Raw genomic sequence first — 24,929 nt, forward strand, 5'->3', positions numbered from 1 at the left:
CTGGTCAGTGTGTCTGAGGAAATGAATGACGTCATCCTGGCGCCGAAGGTGTCAGCTCGTCGATTCGTCCCAGACGACGGAGCCGTGGAACGCCCGCGGCGATTCCGCCAACCACTCCGAGCGATGCGAGTCCGCCGAGTACGACCGCGACAACCGGACCAAGCAGGCGCGCTGCAACACCAGACTCGAACGCCCCAAGTTCATTCGACGAGCCCACGAAAATCGCATTGACCGACGACACTCGGCCGAACAGATGCGACGGCGTCAGCACCTGTAGAAGCGTCGATCGCACGAGCACACTCAGGTTGTCGGCCATGCCGCTGATCGCCAGCACGGCAACCGACAGAAGGAAGCTCCGCGACAGCCCGAACGCGACGATGCACAGCGCGAACGTCGCCACTGCATAGAGCATCGTGCGGCCAGCACGCTTGAACGGCGGCCGATGCGCGAGATATACAGAAGCGACGACAGCACCAGCGGCCGGCGCCGCTCGAAGAATCCCGAGACCCTGCGGCCCGACGTGCAGAATCTGATCGGCGAACACGGGAAGCAGCGCCTCGGCGCCGCCGAGCAGCACGGAGAAGAGATCTAGCGTGAGTGCGGCGAGGAGCACTGACTCGCCGAACACGAAGCGCAGTCCCGACGCGAGACTTGCGCCGATGGACTCGTTCGTGGCGACCGGTGCGCGTCGCACATACTCGATCAACCAGAACGTGACGAGCGCGACGGTCATCATGATCGCGTCGGCGACATACGCGACGCGCGGCGACGTGAAGCCGTAAATCAATCCGCCGAGTGCGGGACCGACGACCGCGGCGAACTGCCACGTGGAGCTACGCCACGCCACAGCATTCGCGTACAACGACCGATCGATGAGCTCGGCGCCAAGCGCCTGACGCGACGGTTGGACGAAGCTGCGCGCAATGCCGCTCACGAAGATCACCGCGTAGAACGGCATTGCGCCGTGCGCGTGGAGAAAGCCGGGAATCAGATTGTACGCGAGCAGCGTAAGCGAACAGCAGAGCATCAGCGCGATCGACGCCAATGAAACGACGCGTCGATTCGATCGATCGGCGACGTGTCCCGCGTACAACGACAATCCAATGAAGGGCAGCGCTTCGGCGAGACCCATGAGGCCGAGCGACAGCGGATCGTGCGTGATGTCGTAAATCTGCCACGCGACGACGACGGCCTGGATCTGCGAGGAGATGGTCATCGTCAACAGCGAGACGATGAACCATCGATAGTTCTTTATGCGAAGTGCGGCATAGGAGTCGTGAGCCACGGCTCCTATAAGTTAACCGCTCCGCAACCGGGACTGTGCTAGCGTCGCGTCTCTTGCATCACCAACGCAGAGAGCACGCGACGATTCTCATAGTCCGAACGGATTGTATCAGCGGCGCGAAGGTACGCTTTGCGATTGTCACCGTTGAGCGGCCAACGTCCCGCGACGGCGACGAGTACGCGCGACTTCTCGTAGTCCGATTGCGTTTTCGTGACAGTCTCGAGAATCGGAATGACGTCGTCGACCTCGAGGGCCTTGTTGTCGATCGCGGCGAGCAGCACGCGGCTCCGCTCGTAGTCGGAGGAGAACAGAGCGGCTGTCTTGATCGCGTGCTGGCCTGCGTCACGCGACATGGGCGACTTTGTAACGACGGCTTGAAGCACGCGCGACCGTTCGTAATCTGAGCTCATGCGAGCGACGGCGTCGAAGTATCCCTGGCGCATTGCCGCGTTGTCGAACGACGCCCGGTCGGCAATGGCGCGCAGGATTCGCGAGATCTCGTAGTCGGAGTGCATGTCGCGCGCGGTCACGACCACGACACGCTGATAGTCGCCGTCGCTCAGCTTCGCCGATTCGACGAGGCGTCGGAGGTAGACGCTGCGCGGATAGTCGCTCGGCATCAGCTGCACTTCGTCGATGACGGTGCCAACACCCTTGGCAAGCAGGCCGGGAAAGCGGTAGTCGACGCCGACGGCGGTCATGCGATCGAGCTCGATCAGCAGGCCGGCAAGCCAGCGTCGCGAGTCGTCGGTCCACGCTTCGTCGCGGCCGTTGACGGTCCACGTTCGCTGCATGCGGCCGCCGTCGTCGCGAACCGTCATGCGACGGATGTTGCCAGCCTGCGTCGCGGTGATGTCGAGTGTGCCGCCGTTACTGACGGAGGCAATATCGGTGAAGTCGGCGTTGAACTTCACGTCGCCCGTGGCGCGGAGATCGATGTTGCAATCGTCCCCACTCCAGTGAACCCGCCAGCGGATGTCGCGATCGCTCCGCTGTTCGCGCGAATTCTCCATCGATCCGTTGGAGCGCGCGCACCGAGCAGTCGCAGGCAGAGTGACCGTTTGCGCAACCAGCGCGTTCGTCGCGACCGCCAGGAGAGCAGAAATGAAGGGTGCCGCGAGTTGTCGCGGCACCCTGGGCACGAATAGGCCAAGCATGCGACCTCCCAGGTGTGCTAATTTTACTGCACTATGCTAAATAATTAGCACAGCCTGGGAGTCTGTCAAGCGCGGAGTTGTGCGGCCGGGCTACCTCGCGGCCGCGGCCAACGTCGTCCGGACCTGCTCGGCGTGCGCCAACTCTGCGGCTACCACCGGGCGGAGGCTCACGAGGAGCTGCTTGAGCGTCGTGTTCTTTGCCGCCGGCGTCAGGACGTTGTCGATCGACGCGAGCAACTTCGCGTGATGCGCGACTTCAGTCGCGATGTACGTGCTGTCGAATGCGCGGCCCTTCAGATCGCGCAACTGGTCGCGGTTCATCGCCGACTCATCGCGATAATCCAAGCTCGTCGCGTTTTCGACTGGCGACACCTGAATCTTCGTCATCACGTCGCTCACGAGCTGATTGACGGTCGAGTTGTCGCGCGTCATTCGGTTGGCGAAGTCCTTCACCGCCTGCGACTGCGCCTGCGTGTTCGCGATCTGTGCGTAGCTCAAATCGGAATTGCCCGCGGCGAGCAGCACTGCGGCGACGTTCGCTTCCGTCGGCAGCACGACTTTCTTCGACGCCTTCGTTGGTGCGGCAACCGATGGTGCTTTGGTGAGTGCGACAGACGTCGAAGGAGCGGAGCTTGCTGCTACGTTCGACGAATGACGGAGATGAAAGCAGGCCGCGCCGGGAATGAGCAGCGCGAGTGCCAGATGGCGTGTCAGATGGTTGGGTGTCATCGAGCGAGACTCCGATGATGGAAGGGGATCGAACCGAGCTCGTACCGTCTTCATTGCATACGAGTGGAGTATCGCCCGCGAAACGTGATTCTTTCGTGGCGTGAGCCCCGTCACACTCCGTACATTTCGCTTCACATGAATCCGCACCGCGGGTCTCGACCGTACCACTCAGGACCGGTGAATCCGCCGGTGCCGGCACCTCGCCCAACGCCCACGCCGTCGTCTGTACCAGCGATCGGTCCTGGCGGAGGTGGCGGTGGTGGTGGCGGCGTGACGGCGAGCACTGACGTGGACGTAAAACTCGTTCGGCGAATCAAAGCAGGCGACGAAGTCGCACTCGGCGAGTTCTACGACCGGTGGTTTCCGGTCGTGAACTGCCTTGCGACGCGAATACTCAAGTCGCCAGCAGACGTTGAAGACGTGGTCGAAGAAACGTTTTGGCAGGCGTGGCGACAGGCTGATCGATTCGACGCAGACCGTGGAACGGTGCAAACGTGGCTGTTGACGATGGCGAGAAGTCGAGTGCTCGATCGCCTTCGCACAACGCAACGGCGACGCGAAGATTCGATCGATGACAGTCCAAGCGTGGAGACGAGCGACTTCGCAACGTCGCCCACGGATCCGTCGCTCGCCGTGGAGCATGCCGAGCGAAAGCGTCTCGTGCTCCTCGCGCTGGCGGACCTGCCGCATGAACAGCGAGAGGCGCTCGAGCTCGGATACTTCGGCGGACTCAGTCAATCAGAGATTGCTCAACGAACGGGTTTGCCGTTGGGCACGATCAAAACGCGAACGCGGTTGGGGATGTTGAAGCTGCGAGAGCGCCTTTCGGTGTTGCGTGAGGACGCACCATGACACGTCACATCACTCACGATGAAGCGTTCGCAGCGCTCGGTGCGCTGGCGATCGACTCGCTCGATGCGTCGGAGCGGGTTGCCGTTTTGTCGCACGCCGCTGACTGCCCGATCTGCCGTCCCGAACTCGAGTCGTTGCGCGCCACCGCAGCGAACATTGCTTTCGCTGCACCGCTCGCCGCCGACTCGATCACGCACAGCCGCTCGCGAATTCGTGATCGACTCACCGCACGCGCGACCGCTGAAGGCCAGGCTCGCAGGATGGCCAACCCGCCGCTCGTGTTTCCAAAGGCGTCTGACGAAGTACTGCCGATCGAAGAGCCGACGGCGCCGACGCGATCGCGTTCCTTCCATCCGCAGCCCGTTCGCCGGCACCCCGCCGAGTGGATTGCGATCGCGGCCAGCGTCCTGCTCGTCGTGGCGCTCGGTGCGTTGGCGATGGCGTGGGGCGAGCGCGTCGATCTCCAAGAGAAGCTCGCCAGCCAACCGGTGCGTGATCTCAAGGCGCGCGAGATCGGCGACTCCTTGAGAATTCAGCTCGCAGCGCGCGACAGCCTGATTGCTGGTCTGGCTGGCCGCGACGTGGCGATGATGACGCTCACATCGCGCACGGCCAAGGATCCGTACGCGCGAATGTTCTGGGATCGTTCGCGGAACGCGTGGACGATGTTCGCGCGCAACATGCCCGTCTTGAAGGCAGGTCGCACGTACCAACTCTGGATGGTGACGTCCAAGGGTACAGTGAGCGCCGGAACGTTCGACGCGCCAAACGGCGTTGGCGTCATGCGGGCCACGTTTGCCGTGGTGCCGGAGAATCTTCGCGCCATTGCAGTGACCGAAGAGCCAGCGGGCGGCGTAGCACAGCCCACCGGAGACACGGTGATTGCGGCTAACGCGCGCTGACTACTCGAGCTTCAACGCATCGACCGGGTTGATCGTCAGCGCGCGTCGTCCGGCGAGCAACGCGGCGGCAACGACGACGATCGCTAGCAGCAACACGACGCCGCCGAGCACGAACGGATCGAACGCGCGCACACCGTACACCGCGGCGGCGAGCGCGCGCGAGAGAAACACGGCAGCCATGATGCCGACGAGGGTTCCGAACGCGGCCGGTTTGACGCCGACTTGTCCGACTGTCGCGAGCACCTGCGCCGGAGTCGCGCCAAGCGCCACGCGAACACCGAGCTCACGTCGACGATCGTTGATCATGTGCGCGACCACGGCGAAGATTCCTGTGGCGGCAAGCAGAAGTGCGACGAGTGCGAAGGTCGTGAGGATCTTCGTCTGATAGCTGAGGCGCGCCCACGAGTCGCCGACTAGATCGTCCATCGCCCGCACGTCGAATAGCGCGAGGTCGGGGTCGGCGCGGGATACGGCACTTCGAACGTCGGCGACGGCGGCGGTCGGTTCGCCACGCGTCCGCACGAGCACGGTGCGCGTCGGATAGGTGAATTGCGTGTACGGCGTATAGAAGTCCGGTTGAAACGGATGCTGGTCGAGCGACTGATACGCGACGTCGCCGACGATTCCGACGATCTCGGCGCTCGAGTCAGGGCGATCGAATGTGCTGCCGCCGCCGAACCATACGCGCTTCCCGATCGGATCTTCGTTTGGCCAGAACCGGCGCGCTGCCAGGTCATTGATGATTGCAACGTGGGGTGCGCCAGCTCGATCGCGGCCGTCGAACGCACGTCCGCGCACTAGGGGGACGCCGAGTGTCCGAAAGTGATTCGGACCCACATAGTGTCTGAGCACGCCGGGCGCGTCCATCGGTGCAGGCATCGGGCGCCCAGCGATGTAGAGCGTAGTATTCGCACATCCGGTTCCGACCGGCGCGCATCCGTCGACAGTTGCTGCCTCCACGTCGGGCAGCCGTTCTATTTCGTCGAGAATGCGAGCGATGAGCGCGGGCGCTTTCGGCGCGGGATAGCGAACCTCAGACGGGCGAACGAGGAATGTCAACAGGCGACGGCGATCGAATCCGACGTTTGCGTTCTCCATCTTCCGCCAGCTCGCCGCGAGCAATCCGCCGACAACGAGGAGAATAACGGCGAGCGCCGTCTCCGCGCCGATGATGAGTCTTCTCAGATCGATCCGACGTCCGACCGGCGTTCGGCCGTTTCCGCCGGCGCCATCCTTGAGCGCGCGTGTGAGATCGAGTCGTGTAGCCTGCAGGGCGGGGACGAGCCCAAACGCCGCGGCGGTGAAGGCGCAAACAAAGAGCGTGAAAGTCACCACGCGCGCATCGATATGAGGGGCGGCAAACTCCCCCACGGCGCCGTAGAAGTTGCGCCCTCGCCAGGAAGCGGAGGGAATGCCGAGGACCGCCGTGACCGGAACGGCAATCAACACGCCGAGCAGACCACCGACCGCGGCAAGAATGCTCGACTCGACGAGTAGTTGGGCGATGATACGTGATCGGCTGGCGCCCGTTGCGATTCGAATGGCGATTTCGCGCCGGCGAGAGAGGGCGCGCCCGAGCAAAAGTCCCGCGACGTTGGCGCAGGAAAGCAGTAGCAGACAACCCACCGCGCCGAAGAGTAGGAGCATTGGTGAGCGTGTCGTCGGATCGACGCGTGCTTCGTTCAGCAAAACGGCAGTCGCCGAGCGTCGATCGGAGGACGGGCGCCGGCCTGGAACGGCGCGAAAGATCGCCGGGCCGATGCGATCGAGCTCTAGCTGCGCACGCTCGATCGTGACACCGGGGCGCAGCCGGCCGACGACGCTGATGAAGGTTTGGTCGGTGACGAGATAGTCGGCGTAGCTAATTCGCGGCGCCGCCGAGATGGGCACCATTACCTGCGCGCGTCCGGAAAGACCGACGAAGTCGCGCGGAAGCACACCGACGATATCGAGCGTCACTCCGTTGAGCGCGATCGTCTTCCCGACGACCGACGAATCTCCGGCGTATCGTCGCTGCCAGAGGTCGTAGCCGAGGAGTGCTACGGGCTGCGCACCGGCCGTGTCCTCGTCGTCGGTAAAGGCACGCCCGATTGTCGGGCGAACGCGCAGGACAGAGAGGTACGTCGACGAGACTACTTCGGCGTTGATCGGCTCCGGAACTCCGCTCGTGATCGCTTGCACGCTCGTCGTGAATGTCGCGACTCGCTGGAACGACGTGATCATGCTGCTGAGCGCGCGATAACGAGCCCACGACCATCGCGCGCGTTCTGGTGCACCTTGTCCGACTTGCGCGGTGGTGTAGAGAATCGCGAGTTCGTCGGGACGGTCGAACGGCGGTGGTCGAAACAGCGCGCCATCGACGACGCTGAAGACTGATGTCGTTGCCGCAATGCCGAGTGCGATCGACAACACCGCGGCGATCGTGAAGATCGGCGTACGACGGAGCGAACGCACGCTGAAGCGAAGGTCGCGCCGAAGATTGTCGAGCATGCGTTACTCCGGACGCAGGCGAATGGTGCCCTTGAAGGTGCGAACGGTGAACTGCGCTTCGCCGCGGCCCAGGCTGAGTCGAAGACGATGCGGATCGACGGCGACGGGTTTGACCTGCGTGAACCCGTTCGCGATGTCCCCAGTTACCGACGAGATGTCGAACCTCCCCGAGACTGTGCGCGGCAACAGAAAGTCGATCGTGCCGCCATGGCTGGAGAAATCGCCGAGTGCGCCCGGTGCGGGCGTGGCGGCGTAGCGAATGTCGCCAGTCACGGTTGCGAATCGTCCGCGCAGAATGGTCGACGTCGCGATATCGAGCGCACCGCCAACCGTGGATGCGTCGACATCCTGCGGCGATCCGCGAATCAGCAGACGACCCTGTCCCGTTCGCGCGCGAAGCCACGGCGTGCTTGCCTGAGCGTCGAGATTGCCGCTCATCGTCTCAGCGTCGACGGACGTGACAGAACCGCTGACGCTGATGCTGCCGGACACCGCGTAGTACCGACCGGAGAGGTCACTGGCCGTGATGCTGGCCGTCGCCGTTTTGACGTTCACCGAACCACGTCGCGGGAAATAGATGACGAAGTGGTATGGCTTTGCCGTGTCGCCGGGCGCCGGATCGTTGACGCCCATCTTTCCGCCGGTGGGTGAACCGCCGAACGCAAAGTCCCTTCGACGGCCATTGCCGCGCACCACGATGGAGTCGCGATCCCAGCCGATGAGACGGATTGAGCCCGCCGGGAGGAAGAAGCTGAACGACGCCGTGGGTTCGAGTGCGAGACTGGCCAGTACCGGTAAGTCGGATGAGGGCGCTTGTGCCGCACCGGCGGTGGCGGCGAGTATGAGGAGAGCAATGAGTTTTTTCATATCAGCTGGCTCCGCTCGCTCGCTTCAGCAGTTCAACCTTCTGACGATATGACGAGGCGAGCAATCGCCTGAGCGCCGGGTTGTTCGGATCGCGAACGAGTGCGTCCTTGACCTCGGTGATCGCATCGTCGATGACGCGCAGGTCGTGGTCGACGGACGATCGGGCTTCGGGCGGCAACATGGCACGCTGCAACTCGAGTTGGTTGAGCAACGCATTTGCCTCCGCTTCGTACGCTCCTGTGGAGTCGGCAACGTTCATGAAGCTCGAAGCCGTGTCGATCGATGCCCTCGGCGCCGTGACTTCGCGATTCGCACGCGCTGGCGGCAGCGACACGATGGCCACGGCGAGCGCCGCGGCGACAGCGGCGACCGTCCAGATGACGCTGCGCCGCCGCCGCGGCGGAGGCTCGGCAATCACGGTCGGCGCATCGAGCGGAACGATCTTCGACTCCTCGATTCGCGCCTGAATAGACGGCCAGAGGTCGCCGAGTTCGGCCGAGGCCGATGGGGTGGGGATGCGGCTCATGAGCATTCTCAAACTGGCGACGTCATGGCCACAGGCGTCGCACGACGCGATGTGCTGCTCGGCGATGCGCAATCGCGCGCCGTCGAGCGAACCGTCGGCAGCACCCTGCCGCTCTTCTTCCGTAAGATGGTCGCCGTTCGTCGTCATAGATCCAGCAGCCTCGAGAGAGCGCGACGTGCCCGCCACAGCTGGGCGCGTGCGGTGCCGGCGGCGATGCCGGTCATTTGCGCGATTTCATCGTGCGAGTAGCCGTGAATATCATGAAGTACAAACACCGTTCGTGCGCCGGCGGGGAGCTGCGTGAGGGCCCAGTCCATGTCGATGGTCGCGTCTACGCCCGGCCCCGGTGACCGGGAACCGAAAATCGCGTCGTCTGCGTCGTCGAGCATCCGAAGTCCGTCGCGCTTTTCGGTGCGAAGATGCTGGAGCACGACGTTGACGGCGAGTCGGTGCAACCACGTGGAGAGTGTGCTCTGGCCGCGAAAGGACTCGAGCTTTTCCCATGCGCGAACGAACACGTCCTGCACCAGTTCACGAGCTTCGCGTTCGCTGGCAGCCATGCGTCGGCAGAGCGCATGAATGGCGGGCGCGTGCGTGCGATACACTGCTTCGAACGCGTTCACATCGCCCTGTTGCGCGCGTTGAACGACGACGTCGATCTGACCGTCGTCGCCAAACGTTGGAAGGGTGTCGGTGGGTCCGCCCATCCGTGGTTGCACCATTGCTCGTGGCGCTCGTCGCTATTGTTTGGCCGCGCTGGCCAGCATGGCGTCAATCTCGCGCGCGGTAACCGCGCGAGGAAGCAGCATGGACGATCCCGACGCGGGCGTGGTCGGCACCGTCACTCCGCCGATGTCGCCGGATCGATCGACCGTCACGAGCGCGGACGTGTTGTTGAGCGTGATGCGCAGCAGCCACGTGCCCTCCGACGGCCACTGTTTGGTGACGGCATACACACCGGGGTGCGACGTCGTATCGAGGCGCAGTGGAATCGTCTTGCGGACTCCGCCAACGAGTCCTTCCGCCGTTCCCGCGACGCCGCGCGTCGCCGGACTGTTCTCGAAGGACAGAGCGTGAACGACGAACGCCGCGTTCCGAGTGGTTGGATCGTAGGGATTTGCCGGCGACTCGATCGACACCCAGGGGGGCTGCTTCCGGACCGTCGATGTGGGAGTCGCGACCGCCGCGGTGACGACCGCGAGCGTGAGCGTGATGGCGGGAACGAGTGCGCGTCGAAGCATGACGACCTCCAATCAGGTGGACGAGCTACCTCTCACCTGATTGGATGGTCGTTTTAGGCGATTTGCTTACGCCTGCTTTTGACGAGAAGACGAAGATTGGCGAGAAGAGGACGATTGGCGAGACGAAGCAGATTGGCGTGCCGGGCGGGACTTGTTCGCCGCTGCTCCTGCTGCTCCTGCTGCTCCTGCTGCTGCGGTCTTACGCGGCGGAACCTTCGCGCCGGCCTTACGTGCTTCGGACAGACCGATTGCGATGGCCTGCTCGCGCGTCTTCACCGTACCGCCTTTTCCTGCCGCACCGCTCTTGAGCGTGCCTTTCTTTTCTCGGTGCAGGGCGGACTCGACGCGCTTGCTCGCCGCAGCGCTGTACCTCGGCGTATTCGAGGTGGATGAGGTGGAGGCCTTTCGTGCGCGGGACTTCTTGGTCGTCGTCATGTGCAACTCCGCGTGAAGGGTCGGGCCTCGTCTACGACGATGGCGACGCGCCTCGTGGCGCCGGGCGTTCGTCGACGAGTAAATGCGGCGCATTGAACCGTGCGTAGAGTTGCGCCGCTTCGAGGACCGCCATGCAGAATCCGGCCCACGCCAACCCAATCAGCAGGCCTGCCAGGATATCGGATGGGTAGTGCACGCCAAGATAGACTCGACTCAACGAGATCAACCCGATCACGACAGCAGCGAACACGAACGTGAGAATGCGCGACAGGTATCGCTGCTGCAATCGTGCGGCGAGGTACGTGACCGTTCCATAAACGATCACAGAGCTCATGGCGTGTCCGGATGGGAACGACGAGCTTGCCGCATACGTGCCCCACTCGAAGATCTGTGGTCGCGGGCGATTGAAGCCGATCTTGAGGAGGTTGTCGAGCACCAAGCCGCCGAGTGTCGCGGCGATGAGAAGGATCGACGAATGTCGGTGATGGTTGAGCCAGAGGAACATGCCGGTCACCAGCACGATCATTCCCACCACGGTGCCGGTGCCCAGCGACGTGATCTCGAGCATCACGCGCTGCACTCGCGGATCCTGGTGCGCGCCGATCCAGTGCATGATGGCGTCGTCGAACGGCTGCGTGCTTCCCTTGCGAACCTTCCCGGCGAATTCGGAGAACGCCCATGTGAAGAGCACCGCGATGGTCGTCCCGGCGAGCAGGAAGATGCCGAACACAGCGTAGGCGTTGCCTACGTGTCGCCCGATGAAGCGCAGGAACGTGAAAATGACGTCCCAGACCATGCGAAAGCGCCCGCGGGTGCCGGTTGTGGCGTCGCTGTGTCGTTGGTCGCCGTGCGGATGCTGGGGCTGCGCCTGGGTGGTCACGGCCTCACGCATTTCAAGAGGCGCGCCGGAGCGTCCCGAAATAGGGTAAGGCTTGAGGAAGTTAAAGAGGGGGAATAACTTGACTGACTGTTGGCGCGGTAGCCAAGTGGTAAGGCAGCGGTCTGCAAAACCGCTATTCGCCGGTTCGATTCCGGCCCGCGCCTCTATTGTGAGCCGGAACGACATCGTTTCGCCCAAGCGGCAGGCCTTCGCGGCTTCGCCCTTGGTCGGCGGATGAAGGTGTGAGCGACGACGGAATTCGCCGCGGCAGCGCCGACGCGTTCGAGCGCCTTTTCCGTGCTCATTATGCGGAACTCTGCCGCTTCGCGACCCGATACGTCGACGATAGCGCTGCGGCCGAAGAGCTCGTCCAAGATCTCTTCACCCAACTCTGGATCGAGCGCGCCCGCTGGCCCGAGCCGCGAAACGTACGCGCGTATCTCTTCACCGCCGTCCGAAATCGCGCGCTGAACCTTGGCCAGCGACGACGTGTCGAATCGGACTGGATCGCCGCTGAGTCCCACACGGCGAATGCAGTCTACGAGATCGACGATCGTCCATCGCGGATCGAAAGCGTGGAGTCGCACAGTCTGCTCCAGCGAGCGATGAGTGACCTCCCGGAAAAGTGCGGCGCCGTGATGCATCTGCGGTGGCGCGATCAGATGAGCTACGCCGAGATCGCGCGGATTATGGGCATCTCCGTAAAGGGGGTGGAGGCGCACCTGGGGCGCGGCCTTCGCGCGCTGCGCTCTGCTTTCGGGGTGACTACGCCGCCGGACTGACCCGCGTCAGCGTGCGATGTAGGGTTTTTCGCAGACCGGCTGTCTACACGCCGGTCCCCCACCCCGCACGGAAATGTCCGACGACGTCGATTGGAAGATTCTCGACCGGTATCTCGCAGGTGAGGCAACGCCTGAAGAGGCGGCCCGCGCGCGCACCTGGCTCGCTGCATCGCCTGAGCGACAGCAGCTCGCCGATGCACTGACCGATCGATCGACGCCCCGAGCAGCGATCGACGTCGACGCTGCGTGGCGACGGGTCGCGGCTCGGACAACAGCTGCGCCCGGGCGACGTCCGACTCCGCGTCGCGTGTTCGCTGGGTCGCGTGCAACACCGTGGCTCGCCGCCGCGGCAATCATTGCGACTGCGGTGAGTCTCACCGTTCAGCGGCGTCAGCGTAGCGTGCCGCCTCCGGCAGCGACCGTCGCTCAATCGACGTGGCGCGAGATCGAGGCACCTCGCGGGTCACGCATCGCGATCGATCTGCCCGACGGTTCGACAGTCAAGCTCAACGCCGGAAGTCGGCTTCGCTTCGACAGCACCGGCCGTGAACGCGATGTCTATCTGCACGGCGAAGGCTACTTCGTCGTGAAGCACGATGCGGCGTTGCCATTCGTCGTGCACGCCAACGGCGCAGCGATTCGCGATATCGGAACTCGCTTCGTTGTTCGCGCCTACGAAGGTCAGTCGGGCGCTACGGTCGTAGTGGCCGAGGGCGCGGTGACTCTGCGGCGTGACACATCCAACGCGCGCGATAGCGTTACCGCGAGACAGGGAACGTTGGCGCGCCTGACATCTACTGGAACGCTCACGACCGCCACTGTTGATCCAGCGCGCTACCTGGGATTCACCAACGATAGGCTCGTGCTCGACGGTATTTCGCTGGCCAGCGCGCTGCCAATGATGGAACGCTGGTACGACGTCGACGTTCGACTCGCCGATCCCATGCTCGGCACGCGCGAAGTGACGGCGGAATTTCGCAGCGAAACAGCCGTTGAAGCGATGCAGGCGCTGGCGATCGCGCTCAATCTCGACATTCAGAGCAAGGGCAAGTCGTTCACGGTTCGTTCGCGGCCGGCTCAACGATGAGCGGAACACGCGAACTCCTACGGACGACGCGCGCGATTGGCATCATCGGGATCGTCGTTGTCGCGGCCGTCATGATGCTGGCGCGCGCGGCACTGGGACAGGACACGTCGCGCGTTCCACGCGGAGGGTATTCGGTCGTGGGCGTATCCGCATCGAACGCCGTGCTGTCGACGCGCATCGATATGAGTGTCGACAGCGCGACGCGCAGTGCTGTGTTGCGAGACATCGGTCGGCGCCTCGGGGTTGGAATTGTCTATGACCGGTCACTGCCAGAACTCTCGCGGCGTGTATCGCTGCACGCGTCGGGCTCTGCGTCCGACGTGATTCGCGAGTTGCTCGACGGCACTCGGCTCGACGCGCTGATGTCGTCGACTGGCCAGCATCTGGTGATCGTCACGAAAACGGCACACTCTGCTCAGCTCCGTGGCGTCGTGTTGGACTCAACGGGTGCGGCGATCGCCGCCGCGCGCATCGAGTTGCGCGGAACGCCGTTCGCCGCCACATCGGGGGCCGATGGCTCGTTCGCTTTCGCTCGTTTGACGCCGGGCAACTACGAGCTTCGCGTGCGTCGCGTCGGATACCAGGCTGCCGTGCGCGATGTACGTCTTGCCGACGAGAGCGTCGACGCTGGTCCAATGGTCGTGACACTCGACCCTGCGCCGGTTGCGCTGTCCGCGATGGTCGTGTCGCCCGGCTATTTCGGAATCATGACACAGCAGGTGAGCGCTGCTCAAACACTGGGCCATGAGCAAATTAGAACACGACCTCAATTGGGCGAGGATTTGTTTCGGTCGATCAACCGCTTGCCCGGGTTGGCGTCCGACGATTTCTCCGCGGGCTTTCACGTTCGCGGTGCGGATGTCGACGCCATGTACATCTCGCTCGATGGCGTTCAGCTGATCGAGCCATTCCATCTCAAGGATCTCGAAGGTGCGCTCTCGATCCTCGATGTGGAGACCGTGAGCGGCATCGACCTGACGACGGGTGGCTTCACGTCGGAGTACGGCAATCGTCTAGGTAGCGTGCTCGCGATTCGATCGGTTGAACCAGCGACGACAACGACGAGCACAACGCTGGCTGCGAGTGTCACGAACTTACGCGCACAGTCGCAGGGTGGATTCGCGAACGGTCGCGGCAGCTGGCTCGTTGCCGCGCGTCGCGGCTATCTCGATCTCGCGCTCAAACTCGCGAACACCAGCGATTCGCTGTCGCCCGTGTATTCCGATGTATTCGCCAAGGTCACGTGGTCGCTCAACGAACACAATCGCCTGGCGCTGCACGCGATCGGGGCGAGCGACGCGCTCCGGTACAGCGAGAACAGCGGCTTCATTGAGAGCGCGTATGGTAGCGGCTACGCGTGGCTCAATTGGGACACACAACCCAACGAGCGACTGAGCGGCACGAGCATACTGTCGTTCAGTGGCTTGTCATGGCTGCGCAACGGCACGCCAAAGCCGAGCCGTGCAGCGACAGATGTCGTGCACGACAAACGTGGCTTCGATGACATGGCTCTGCGCCAAGATTGGACGTGGACACTCACGGACCGCGCACTACTACGGTGGGGCGCCGAGTTCCATCGGCAGAGCGCGTCGTATGACTATCGCGGCGTTCATGTGACGTCACGCATCCAGAACGGCACGATCTCGACTGACACGCATGTCGTCACCGCAAACGCAGAACCAGACGGAACGCAACTGGGATTCTATCTGACTCCGCGCATCTCCTTCGCATCATGGTTGACTGGCGAAGTGGGCGCGCGCTTCGATCGCACGAGCTACACAGACGATGCGCTCGTCAGCCCGCGGGCAAATCTCGTTGCCAATCTCGGACCGACGACGTCGCTGCGCGCTGCGGTTGGACGATATGCACAACCTCAACCCATGTACGCGCTGCAGGTGCAGGATGGCGTGTCGAGCTTTGGCACGGCAGACATCGCGGATCAACGCGTGATCGGCGTCGAACAGCGAGTCGGTGAAGCAGGAAGTGTTCGCGTCGAAGCGTACGATCGTGACATCTCGCGCGAGCGCCCGCACTACATCAATCTTCGCGCAGGCACGCAGATTTTTCCGGAATTCATGAATGACCGGCTTCTGCTCGACGCCACCAGTGGCCACGCGCGCGGACTCGAGTTCCTCGCTCGGCGTGCGGCACCCGACGGGATCGAATGGTCGGCAAGCTATGCGCTGTCACGCGTGACGGATCGCGTTTCCGGCATCGACGTGCCGCGTGGGTACGACCAGCGCCACGCCGCGTACATCGATGCGTCTTACAAGCCAGAGGGCGCGAGCTGGCGATTCAGTGTCGCGTGGCAGATTCACTCTGGATGGCCGCAAGCACCTGTTTCGTTCACGCTCGATACCGTGCGAAACGCCAATGGCTCTTCGTCGACGTACGTCACGAGCGTGTACGGTCCGGTGTCAGCCGAAGGCAACAGCAGACTTCCGTGGTATCACCGCGTGGATCTTCGCTTCACGCGCGACATCGCGACGTCGCGCGGTCGCCTGTCGTTCTTTGCGGATTTGTTCAACGTGTTCAACAATCCGAATCCGCAGGACGCCGGCTACTCCTACGGATTCAACAACGGCAAGATCTCACTGACGCCGGCAATCCAATCGCAGATTCCGCGCTTTCCGAGCGCGGGAATTTCCTGGATGTTCTAGAGGGCTGCCGGGCTGACCGCCGGCTTGCGGCGTCGCTGAATCACGAGAACGATCACCGCGGGAACGACCTCGAGAATCGTTCCCCAGATGCGCGCGACGACAACGAGAATCAAACGATCGCCCGGGCTCACGCCCGCTGCTCCGAGCATGACGCCCATCATCGTGTCGCGAACCCCGAGGCCAGCCGGGGCAACGATCGCAATGAGTCCTGCGAGGAAGGGGCCGATCCATGCCGCGATGTACGCGCCGACCGACGATCCTGGCTGATCGAGTAGACCGCGCGCCAGCGCGTAGAGTCCGAGTCCCCAGCCGATCCAGCTCGCGCCAGCCGTCCAGACGAGCGCCCACATCGTTCGGATGGTGATCGCATCGAGCGCGGGCCATTTGCTCACCGCCGCGGCGCGGACGCGTGGTACAAGCCGAAGGAGCTGCGGTGCAGCCAACACACCAATCAGTCCCAGTACAGGAACGATCAGCCAGATCGGCTTCACGCCCATCGCTTCCGCTCCGGTCACCAGGAGCAGCAACGCACCGGTCACCACGCCAATCATTCCCTGTAGCAGTGACGTTCCCGCGAGTGTCGCCGCGGGCCATCCGCCTTCGCTGGCCATCACACCGACGATGCTCATCTGCCACGCCTTACCGCCGGGCAAATACCGACCAAGGTTACTCGCCAGGTACATGCGCAGCGCCTGCCAGAGGGTCAGGTTGACGCCGCAGTCGGCGAGAAAACGTCGCCAGCCGAACGAAAAGAGGACCTGTCCAGACAGCGCGACGGCGCTCGCGAGGAGAATCCAACCCCACCGGATGTGCGCCGACCGCCACGCTGCGAGCGCCGCGGGGCCGTCACGCCGCCCGACGCCAACGAGCGCAATGACCACGGCAAGGGTCAGCACCGTGGCGACGACACGAATGACGAGGGTTCGTTTTGGATTTCCCATTGCTCAGAAGACGATTCTCCGTGGAACAGATCACGAACGCATGCTTGACTGGTCGAGTGTCGCGCCCATCCGCGCGCGGCGTGATCGCAGTAATATTCGGCTCGCCTTCATCTCGAGTGGATTGATGCGTCGCCCAATTGCTCTAGCTCTCATTGCCGCGGCTCTCTGCACGACCGCAGCGGCTGCACAGGAAAAGGAAGATCGCACGTTACTGACGTGGGATCAGATGCGCTCGATTATCATGGAAGCATCGGGCGAACGCGCCATGCACCATGTGCTCGAATTCGTGCCCTATCAGCGCGTCCGCCCAGCGTCGGAGTACACCACGGGACCGTTCCGTGAGAGTGCCGTCACCGCGGCGTTCGCGAAAGACTACGGCTTCTCGTCTGTCGAGATCGAGAAGTTCCCTGGTGGAACGCTCTGGCAGCCGAGCAAAGGACAGCTCTGGGCATCCGAGCGCCTCGGACCCCGCAAGCTCTATGACATCTACGACACGCCCGTCGCACTCGGCGGCAATACACCGACCGGCGACATCTCTGGCGAGTTGATCGACGTCGGCAATGGCAGCCGCGCCGAGGATTACGCCGGAAAGGACGTGAAGGGCAAAGTCGTGCTAGGAAGCGGCGCGCTCAACGCGCTCCAACGCATGGCCGTGTTCGAGCGCGGTGCGGTCGGCGTGCTGTCTTGGAATTCCATGCGGCCGATCGAGCAGACCGACATCATGATCTCGTCGTCGATTGCGGCGGCGAATCCAAACGGCGGCAGTGTTGGCTTTGGTTGGATGGTGACGACGCGAACGGCGCACGATCTCTCGACGCGTCTGGAGAAAGGCGAAAAGATCACGATTCGCTCGGTGGTCGAGGCGCAGAGCTATCCCGGCCGTCAGGAAGTAATTCACGCCACGATCGCCGGCGACGGAAGCACCAATCAGGACGTCATCGTTTCCGGCCATATATATGAAGGGCTGATCAAGCAGGGCGCGAACGACGACAACTCCGGTGCCGCGCACATTCTCGAAATGGGGCGCGCCTACATCCAGCTGGTCAAGGAAGGAAAGCTCCCGAAGCCGAAGCGCACGATCCACTTCCTGTTCGTACAAGAAATCAGCGGCACGAATGCCTGGCTGAATGCGCACCCGGACGTCGCCAAGCGCATCATCGCTGACCTGAACTACGACATGGAAGGCCTCCGCCTGTCGACGGGCGGTGCGCAATGGCTCCTCATGCGGACGCCTGATTCGTTCCCGAGCTTTCTGAACGACATCTGTCAGAATTTCCTCGAGTACGTCGGCGAGATCACGCGCGAACGCGTCCGCTATCGTGCGAACGGATATCAGCCTGCTCTCGACGTCCTTTCAGCCAACGGAAGCCGCGATCCGTTCAACTACAAAGTCGACAAGTACTACGGTTCGAGCGATCACGCGACGTACATGCAGCACGGAATTCCGGCCATCATCTTCAACACGTGGCCTGATCCGTGGTATCACTCGTCGCAAGACACGCCCGATAAGCTCGACCCCACGCAGTTCAAGCGTGCCGCGGTTGTCAGCATTGGTGCGATGACAGTTCTCGCAACAGCCGACGATCCGATGGCGGTTCGTGTGGTCGCCGACGTCGTTGGTCGCGGTGCCGAGCGCATGACGGCGAATCAGCGCAAAGGACTCGGCTACATCGGTGATGTGAAGAGCGGCGCGGAGCTCGCGCAGGCGTACGTCGACGCGAAGGCTGCGGTGCGGCACCAGACGAACATCGAAAAGGCTGTCGTGAAATCGTCCGGTGTGCTCTTCGCCAACCCAGCTGACGCCGAGAAAAAGCTCGCCGCGACGTACGATCCGCTGCTTGAAGCGCGCGCTGCCACGCTGCTCGCCGAATTGAAGGCGACGTATGCGCTCGCTGCTGCGACATGGAAGGTTCCGGCGACTGAGCCGGTGCAATCCGAGCTCGAGAAGACCGCGGCGCGTACCGTTGTCGAACGTGTGGCTCCGGCGGGCGGCGCAGCAGGCGGCGGCCGAGGCGGTGCGGGCGGTGGTGGTGGAGGCGGTGGCGGGCGTGGCGGGCCTGGCGGCGTGCAGTCACGCATTCCAGGGCATATGACTGGTGAGCTCAACGCCGTTCTCGCTCGCGGAATGACAGTTCTCGAAATCCGCGACTTCATCTCCGGCGAGTTCGAGCCAGTGCCGCTCCAGGATGTGTGGGACTATGTGAAGGCGCAGGAAACCGCCGGAACGCTCAAGCTCACGACCAAGCCAGCCGGCAAGTAGTTCAGTCGAACAAACAACGAGGGCCGACACATTCGTGTCGGCCCTCGTCGTAGCTCCTGCATCTATTCAACCGTGCCGCAATCAGGGGAGCGGCTTCTGCCCCACAACAATCGTCGGCGTCGAGTTCACCGCCGTTGCATCCGTCGTTTTGCCGTTGCCCAACTGACCCGTGTCGTTGCGGCCGAAGCAGTACGTCGTGAGACGGTCCGCCGAGATCGTGCAGCTGTGACGCCCAAAGCCTGTGGACACGCCCGCCACGCTGACTTCCGCAGCGAGCAGTGATCCGGCGCCACGCACTGGGCTCGTGGCAACTGCTGGCGCACTCACTCCGAGCTGGCCGTTGTCATTCGAACCCCAGCACCACACCGCCGCATCCGTCGTCACGCCGCAGCTGAATCCGTTGCCGCTCGAGATCGAATTGAACGACAGTCCGCCGTTCACGAGTTGCGGGATCGATGAGTCGGGTCCGTTCCCATTGCCCAACCGGCCGCCGTTGCTGCCCCAGCACATCGCCTGATTGCCCGTCGTCAATGCGCAGGCAAAGTTCGCGGCCGCGTCGATCGTGCGAAGCGCAGACGTCGTGGCGACAGCCAGCGGTGTCGCCGAGAACGTGTTGCCGTACGAGATCTTCGTTCCATCGCCGAGCTGACCGAGACCGCTGCTGCCCCAGCAATAGCCCGCGCCCGTCAGCGTGACGCCGCACGTCGCACCGCTGCCAGCCGTTATCGACGCGAACGTCATCTCGGGCGCCACGGCAACCGGAGTCGTCGACGCCGCCGGCGTGGTGCTCGCGAACTCGCGCCAATCGTTGTGTCCCCAGCAGTACGCGCGGTTGTCGAGCGTGACGCCACAGGTGTGGTCAGCGCCAGTGCTGATCTGACGGAACGTCAGCGTATTCGAAACGGCGACGGGCGTGTTGCTCTGTGATGCGTTGCTTCCGCCACCAAGCGTGCCCCAGCTTCCATTGCCCCAGCAGTACGCGCGATTGTCCGTGGTGATGCCGCAGGTGTGTGTCGCAAAGCTGCTCAACTGCGCGAAGCGAAGCGCGTTCGGTCCAGTATTCGGAACGAGCACAGGCGCGGAGCTCAACGAATTGTCGCCGAGCGTGGCGCTACCAATGCGTCCCTCGCGGCCATTCAAACCCCAGCACCATACGAAGCCACCGCTGGCGATGTCGCAGACGTGCATCGAACCAGCGGCAACCGCGCGATACTTGATCACGATCACGCGCGAAGCCGTTCCGGTCTTCGTTTCGCTCGTCGCCGTGATGGTGACAGTGCCGCGATCAAAGCCCGTCAATACGCCAGTGACCGAGTCGATCGCTGCGATAGTCGGATTGGAGCTCGTCCAGCGCACGACACGACCGGTGAGCACGTTGCTCTTTGCATCGCGAAGGATCGCAGCCATCGCCTTGGGATCGTACGCTTCCACGGTATCGAGCGCGGGTGCAACGGTCACGGTTGCCACCGGAACGTTCACGGTTACCGAGACGCTGCCGACGATTCCGTCAATGGTCGCGGTGATCGTTGCCGAGCCGCCTGCGAGACCCGTCACGATGCCGGCGATTGGATTGACGCTCGCAACGGCAGGATCGCTCGATTCCCACTTTGGCTGGCGATCGGGAAGTACGTCGCCCGCGTCATCGCGAATCGTCGCGGTCAGCGTGATCGTCTCGCCGAGCTTCACCGAGGGCGACGCCGGTCCGACGACGACTGCGGCGACAGCTGCCGGTTTCACGGTGATCGCTGCCGTGGCTGTCTTTCCTTCAGCCGCAACGGAGATTGTCGCCGTTCCGGCTGCCACGCCCTTCACTACACCGTTCGCGTCGACGGTGGCAATGGTGCCAGCGGACGTCGTCCACGTCAGCGTGCGACCCGTGATCGCTGCGCCATTCGCGTCGCGCGGTGTTGCCACGAGGGACTTCGTATGACCGATCACAACGTCAGCCGTCGCCGGCGACAGATCGATGGCATTGATCGCCGCTGGCGGTGGCGGCGGAGGCGGATTGTTTGTTCCCGGCGACGAAACAGTGTCTCCGCCGCACGCGGCGAGCAGGAGAAGGGCGACCGCAGAGGCGGCAAAGCGAAGGCGTGGCATGGCGACAGTTCCCGTGTGTTTGTGGTTGCGCTTGAATTGCGACGGGAACGTACGAGCCAACGCTTACGAGATGATTTCGCCTCCGATTACGAGATTAATGACGCGCTTACAGTCAGACAGAACCCTCTTTCAACTCCTCGTACAACTCCATCATCTCCTCGCTTGGCTCTGCTTCGAGCTCGGTGCGCATCCGCTCGGCGAATTTCTGATAGAAGCGCAGTGCCTGGGCGCGCTCGCCCAGCAGTGCGTGCGACTGCATGAGGGCGAGCGCGGCGTCTTCATGTAGATCGTCACGGGCGAGCACGCGTCGATAGACGTCTGCTGCCTTCGCATGCCGATCTTCGGACGACAGGTGCGTCCCGAGTTCGATCAATGCGTCGACGTACTGTCGCTGCAAACGATCATGATGCTCGAGGTGCCAATCACCGGCTGGCTCGCCATCGAGGAAATCGCCGCGATAGAGTGCCAAAGTCCGTTCCAGCGCGGCGGCAGCTCCATCTTCCTTTCGCTTTAGCGCGCGACGGGCCATCGCGACATCTCGCTCGAAGCTCGCGACGTCGAAGTCGCTCACGACGGCCGGATCGACGCGATACCGATCATGCGACACCGTGATCCAATCTGGATTGCGCAACGCCTTCCGGAGTCGATGTAGCGTGACATGGAAATTGTTACGCAGTTGCGCGCTCGAGGCTTCAGGCCAGAAGATGAGGCCGACCTGTTCTTTCGTGCGCCCATCCGGGTGCATCAAGAGATAAACGAGCAGTTCGCGCGGCCGCGCCGATCCCCAGGCGGCGCTATCGATCGGCTCGTCGTCGACGAATACCTGCAATGGTCCGAGGCCGAGGACGCGCATTGCAGATTTTTTCGGCGCATCCACGACACCAGTGCCTATGCCGACGAGTTGCACCGCTGGGTTGAATACCTGGACGCGATACTCCGCGGTCCGCGTTCCGCCAGCGTCGTTCGCCAGTTGAAAGACCTGATCCATGGAGAGACGCTTTCCTTCGTCGTACACACTGACGTAGGCGTCGCCAAGCTCACGCTTCCCGGTGGAGACCATTCGGTCGCGCTGCGGTTTTTCCGTGGCTGGCATGCCGATAGCCATCCGTTCGCGCAGATTGTCCACAGCGCCAATCAGGCGAATGCCATCGATCGTTCGCCCGCGCATGATCGCGAGGTTCGCGAGCGAATCCAGATCATTCCCCAGGCCCCACGCGTCGCCGATGTCCATATGGATGCGCATCGCATCGCTCAGGCGATTGAACGCCTCGGCCTGATTTCCCTCGAGCAACAGCAGTCGTCCGAGCTGGGAGCTCGAGTGGGCCAAGATTGTGCGATGCGACAGCGTGTGTGCCAACTCGTTGTTGAATTCCCACATTTCGCGCGCGAGCGCGTTGTTGCCGCACACGCTTGCCACCAGACCTCGCCAGTACATGACGAAGGCGTGCACCATCTGCGGCTTGAACGTTTTTGAAAGCTCGTGGGCTTCGTTGCTTACCTGCGTGGCTTTCTCCAGCTGGCCGAGCATGAGATGCGCAGCGCCAAGCTTGGAGAGAATGTGGGCGTTTACCACAGCATCGCCGTGGATCTTGGCGATCTCGTAACTCTTCGTCAGAGCGTCGCACGCGCGTTCGTTCTCGCCCTGTGCCAACCCGATCATTCCCGACGAGAGCAGCGCGCGGGCAACCAGCATTGGGCTCGAGTCGTCGGCGCGAGCAAGGGCGGCATCGGTGTACTGGCGTGCTTCGCGGAACTGGCCCGACTTGAGCCAGTAGCTCATGCTGTACCAGAACCAAAAAAGCGCGTCGGCGAAGCGCAGCGACTCGGCGACACGCTTCGGATCATTCAGAGCCCAATGTGAGGCCGTGCGCAGGTTCTCGTGGTCCTCTCCGACGCGAGCAAGTATTCCGATGTCGTGCTCTCCGCCGACCAGCCGCGGCGCAATGCGCTCGGCGAATTCCAGAAAGTATTCGCCGTGTTTCGCACGAAATTCCGCGAGCTCGGCGCTCTCGTTGAGCAGTTCGATACCGTACTGCTTAACCGTTTCGAGCAGGTGATAGCGCGCGATGCCGTCGCCAGCCTCCATCACGACGAGCGACTTGTCCACGAGTGCGGCAACGCCGTCGAGAATGTCTTCGACCTCGAGTGGCGCGCCGGCGCATACGGCTTCGGCGGCCTCGAGCGAAAAACTTCCGGCGAATACAGCGAGTCGTCGCAATAGCCGCTGCTCACGATGATCGAGTAGACCGTAACTCCAGTCCATCGTGCCGCGCAGCGTGCGATGACGCGGCAGTGCGGTGCGGCTTCCGCTGCTCAGTAAACGGAACGCATCGTCGAGGCGACCAGAAATTTGATCTGGCGACAGTGCACGAATACGCGCGGCCGCGAGCTCGATCGCGAGCGGAATTCCATCCAGCCGCTTACAGATGTCGCCGAGCGTCGAAGCATTGCCGTCGGTTGCGGAGAAGGACGGAAGCGCCGCTTGTGCACGTTCTATGAAGAGCTGCACGGCGTCGCTGCCGGCGAGCGGCGGCACGAGCCACGCCGTTTCACTCGGAACGCCGAGCGCCTCTCGACTCGTGGCGAGCACGGTGAGTCTCGGGCAAGCGCGAAGCAGCGACTCCACGAGCGCGGCGCACGTATCGATCAGATGCTCACAGTTGTCGAGAACGAGCAGCGTGGCTTCGACGCCAATCGATGCGCTCAGCGAATCAACCGCGGACGCAACCGCGCGATCGGGAAGGCGAAGTGCCGTAGCCACTTGTTGAGCCACGCACATCGGTTCGGTGATCGGCGCGAGGTCGGCCCATCCGATATTCGTGAACTCGGGGGCGGCGACCGCCGCGGCTTCGCGTGCGAGTCTCGTCTTGCCGCTGCCGCCTGCTCCCGTGAGCGTGAGCAGCCGCGTGCCGGCGAGCATCCGCGAAATCTCTTGTAGTTCAGTTGTGCGTCCAATGAACCGTGTCAGGTGCACGGGCAAAGGAGTGGTCACCGGCGGACTGGTGGCGACCGCCGGGGCCAAGATAGTCGTACTCATTCTCGTTCCGGGGTGGGTGGGCCCGTTACCGGAGTTACTGATCGTGTCGGTCTGGAACCGGTCGCCCAGGGCGCCGTGTCGTCCGCCGCGATCCTCGGCGGCAACGATACTCCTCGGCTTACCCCCGGGCAACAAACCCGTCGACCAGGTCTACGGCCTTCGCGGCGGCAGTGTCCCGCCGAACCAGCAATACGGAGATCTCTCGAGTTGGTGTCGAAGCGGCGAGAGTTCCCGTCAAACCGGTTTCGTCGGCTCTTCCACCAGGGATGAGAACGAGCCCCTGTAGACGGTCGGGCGCCAATAGAGCGAATTCGACCGCCGGCAAGCAAAACGTGCCCGGCGCTACCAGCGTCGCTGACGATAGGCCGAGTCCGTCGAGAAAGGCGCTAAGGCGAGGAGCGAAACAGCCTTCGGTATCGGGGAGGTCGGGGATGTAGACCCGGCGTCCGACTGCCAGAGCTTCGAACAATTCTGGCCAAATGTTGGCCTCTGAGGTTCCGGGAATGAGGATGATGACCGGCGCTCCGGTTCCCGTCCCAAAGCGCATGTATCTGGTCACGTGATCGGCGGCGCGGACTTCAGACCAACCGCCGAGCAATCGGGTCGCTGACGCGACGACTTCCAATGTGGTTTCCATGGACCGGAAACTGGATCCGCCCACTTACGCGCCGCTTACAGCGGTCTGCGCCGCCGCGAATAAG

20 protein-coding genes and 1 tRNA gene are annotated in these 24,929 nt (G+C 63.1%); 7 read left to right on the plus strand and 14 right to left on the minus strand.

What is annotated here, in order from left to right; genetic code table 11:
• Positions 1–31 precede the first annotated feature (31 nt).
• From AC6H4Z_RS00900 to AC6H4Z_RS00910, 3 genes are all read right to left on the minus strand, one after another.
• On the minus strand, positions 32–1,285 hold the full coding sequence (locus tag AC6H4Z_RS00900) for an MFS transporter (protein ID WP_497544846.1): 1,254 nt from the start codon (positions 1,283–1,285) through the stop codon (positions 32–34).
• Between the two features lie 38 nt (positions 1,286–1,323).
• Positions 1,324–2,442 carry a hypothetical protein gene (locus AC6H4Z_RS00905; RefSeq protein ID WP_497544847.1) on the minus strand — a complete coding sequence of 373 codons (1,119 nt, stop codon included), beginning with the start codon at positions 2,440–2,442 and terminating at the stop codon, positions 1,324–1,326.
• Between the two features lie 90 nt (positions 2,443–2,532).
• On the minus strand, positions 2,533–3,171 hold the full coding sequence (locus AC6H4Z_RS00910) for a DUF4142 domain-containing protein (RefSeq protein ID WP_497544848.1): 639 nt from the start codon (positions 3,169–3,171) through the stop codon (positions 2,533–2,535).
• Positions 3,172–3,306: 135 nt separating this feature from the next.
• On the opposite strand from AC6H4Z_RS00910, the gene AC6H4Z_RS00915 reads away from it, so the two are divergent.
• Entirely contained in the window at positions 3,307–4,023 is a 717-nt protein-coding gene (locus tag AC6H4Z_RS00915; RefSeq protein WP_497544849.1) for a sigma-70 family RNA polymerase sigma factor, read from the plus strand.
• Complete coding sequence (locus AC6H4Z_RS00920) at positions 4,020–4,925, plus strand: anti-sigma factor domain-containing protein (protein WP_497544850.1); 906 nt, start codon at positions 4,020–4,022, stop codon at positions 4,923–4,925. Before AC6H4Z_RS00915 ends, AC6H4Z_RS00920 begins: the two co-directional genes overlap by 4 nt.
• Here the strand turns inward: AC6H4Z_RS00920 and AC6H4Z_RS00925 are convergent, their stop codons facing one another.
• From AC6H4Z_RS00925 to AC6H4Z_RS00955, 7 genes are all read right to left on the minus strand, one after another.
• Positions 4,926–7,415 carry an ABC transporter permease gene (locus tag AC6H4Z_RS00925; protein ID WP_497544851.1) on the minus strand — a complete coding sequence of 830 codons (2,490 nt, stop codon included), beginning with the start codon at positions 7,413–7,415 and terminating at the stop codon, positions 4,926–4,928. It lies immediately after the preceding gene.
• A gap of 3 nt (positions 7,416–7,418) precedes the next feature.
• The gene (locus AC6H4Z_RS00930; protein ID WP_497544852.1) at positions 7,419–8,282 is read right to left on the minus strand and encodes a DUF4097 family beta strand repeat-containing protein; all 864 of its coding nucleotides are present in this window, start codon (positions 8,280–8,282) and stop codon (positions 7,419–7,421) included.
• A 1-nt stretch (position 8,283) separates the two neighbouring features.
• The gene (locus AC6H4Z_RS00935; RefSeq protein WP_497544853.1) at positions 8,284–8,955 is read right to left on the minus strand and encodes a hypothetical protein; all 672 of its coding nucleotides are present in this window, start codon (positions 8,953–8,955) and stop codon (positions 8,284–8,286) included.
• A complete protein-coding gene (locus AC6H4Z_RS00940; RefSeq protein ID WP_497544854.1) occupies positions 8,952–9,530 on the minus strand; it encodes an RNA polymerase sigma factor in 579 nt (192 codons plus the stop codon). Before AC6H4Z_RS00940 ends, AC6H4Z_RS00935 begins: the two co-directional genes overlap by 4 nt.
• An 18-nt stretch (positions 9,531–9,548) precedes the next feature.
• The gene (locus AC6H4Z_RS00945) at positions 9,549–10,049 is read right to left on the minus strand and encodes a hypothetical protein (RefSeq protein ID WP_497544855.1); all 501 of its coding nucleotides are present in this window, start codon (positions 10,047–10,049) and stop codon (positions 9,549–9,551) included.
• A gap of 66 nt (positions 10,050–10,115) precedes the next feature.
• The gene (locus AC6H4Z_RS00950) at positions 10,116–10,484 is read right to left on the minus strand and encodes a DUF6496 domain-containing protein (protein WP_497544856.1); all 369 of its coding nucleotides are present in this window, start codon (positions 10,482–10,484) and stop codon (positions 10,116–10,118) included.
• 31 nt (positions 10,485–10,515) lie between these two features.
• Positions 10,516–11,376: a phosphatase PAP2 family protein gene (locus tag AC6H4Z_RS00955; protein ID WP_497544857.1), complete on the minus strand. Its 861-nt coding sequence runs from the start codon at positions 11,374–11,376 to the stop codon at positions 10,516–10,518.
• An 80-nt stretch (positions 11,377–11,456) separates the two neighbouring features.
• Here AC6H4Z_RS00955 and AC6H4Z_RS00960 point away from each other — a divergent pair.
• The 4 genes from AC6H4Z_RS00960 (at position 11,457) to AC6H4Z_RS00975 (ending at position 15,893) form a co-directional block, all read left to right on the plus strand.
• A tRNA-Cys gene (locus tag AC6H4Z_RS00960) sits at positions 11,457–11,528 on the plus strand.
• Positions 11,529–11,606: 78 nt separating this feature from the next.
• Positions 11,607–12,146: an RNA polymerase sigma-70 factor gene (locus AC6H4Z_RS00965; protein ID WP_497544858.1), complete on the plus strand. Its 540-nt coding sequence runs from the start codon at positions 11,607–11,609 to the stop codon at positions 12,144–12,146.
• Between the two features lie 73 nt (positions 12,147–12,219).
• Entirely contained in the window at positions 12,220–13,233 is a 1,014-nt protein-coding gene (locus tag AC6H4Z_RS00970; protein WP_497544859.1) for a FecR family protein, read from the plus strand.
• On the plus strand, positions 13,230–15,893 hold the full coding sequence (locus tag AC6H4Z_RS00975) for a TonB-dependent receptor (protein WP_497544860.1): 2,664 nt from the start codon (positions 13,230–13,232) through the stop codon (positions 15,891–15,893). The genes AC6H4Z_RS00970 and AC6H4Z_RS00975 overlap by 4 nt, the downstream gene beginning before the upstream one ends.
• Here AC6H4Z_RS00975 and AC6H4Z_RS00980 read toward each other — a convergent pair.
• Positions 15,890–16,834 (minus strand): lysylphosphatidylglycerol synthase transmembrane domain-containing protein, encoded by a 945-nt coding sequence (locus AC6H4Z_RS00980; RefSeq protein ID WP_497544861.1) that lies wholly within the window; start codon positions 16,832–16,834, stop codon positions 15,890–15,892. The genes AC6H4Z_RS00975 and AC6H4Z_RS00980 overlap by 4 nt on opposite strands.
• A gap of 124 nt (positions 16,835–16,958) precedes the next feature.
• On the opposite strand from AC6H4Z_RS00980, the gene AC6H4Z_RS00985 reads away from it, so the two are divergent.
• Entirely contained in the window at positions 16,959–19,094 is a 2,136-nt protein-coding gene (locus AC6H4Z_RS00985) for a M28 family peptidase (protein ID WP_497544862.1), read from the plus strand.
• A gap of 81 nt (positions 19,095–19,175) precedes the next feature.
• Here the strand turns inward: AC6H4Z_RS00985 and AC6H4Z_RS00990 are convergent, their stop codons facing one another.
• From AC6H4Z_RS00990 to AC6H4Z_RS01000, 3 genes are all read right to left on the minus strand, one after another.
• Entirely contained in the window at positions 19,176–21,191 is a 2,016-nt protein-coding gene (locus tag AC6H4Z_RS00990; RefSeq protein ID WP_497544863.1) for an Ig-like domain-containing protein, read from the minus strand.
• A 112-nt stretch (positions 21,192–21,303) separates the two neighbouring features.
• Complete coding sequence (locus AC6H4Z_RS00995) at positions 21,304–24,228, minus strand: BTAD domain-containing putative transcriptional regulator (RefSeq protein WP_497544864.1); 2,925 nt, start codon at positions 24,226–24,228, stop codon at positions 21,304–21,306.
• 118 nt (positions 24,229–24,346) lie between these two features.
• The gene (locus AC6H4Z_RS01000; RefSeq protein WP_497544865.1) at positions 24,347–24,865 is read right to left on the minus strand and encodes an alpha/beta fold hydrolase; all 519 of its coding nucleotides are present in this window, start codon (positions 24,863–24,865) and stop codon (positions 24,347–24,349) included.
• Positions 24,866–24,929: the final 64 nt, after the last annotated feature.

This window comes from Leucogemmata humicola (assembly GCF_055379415.1).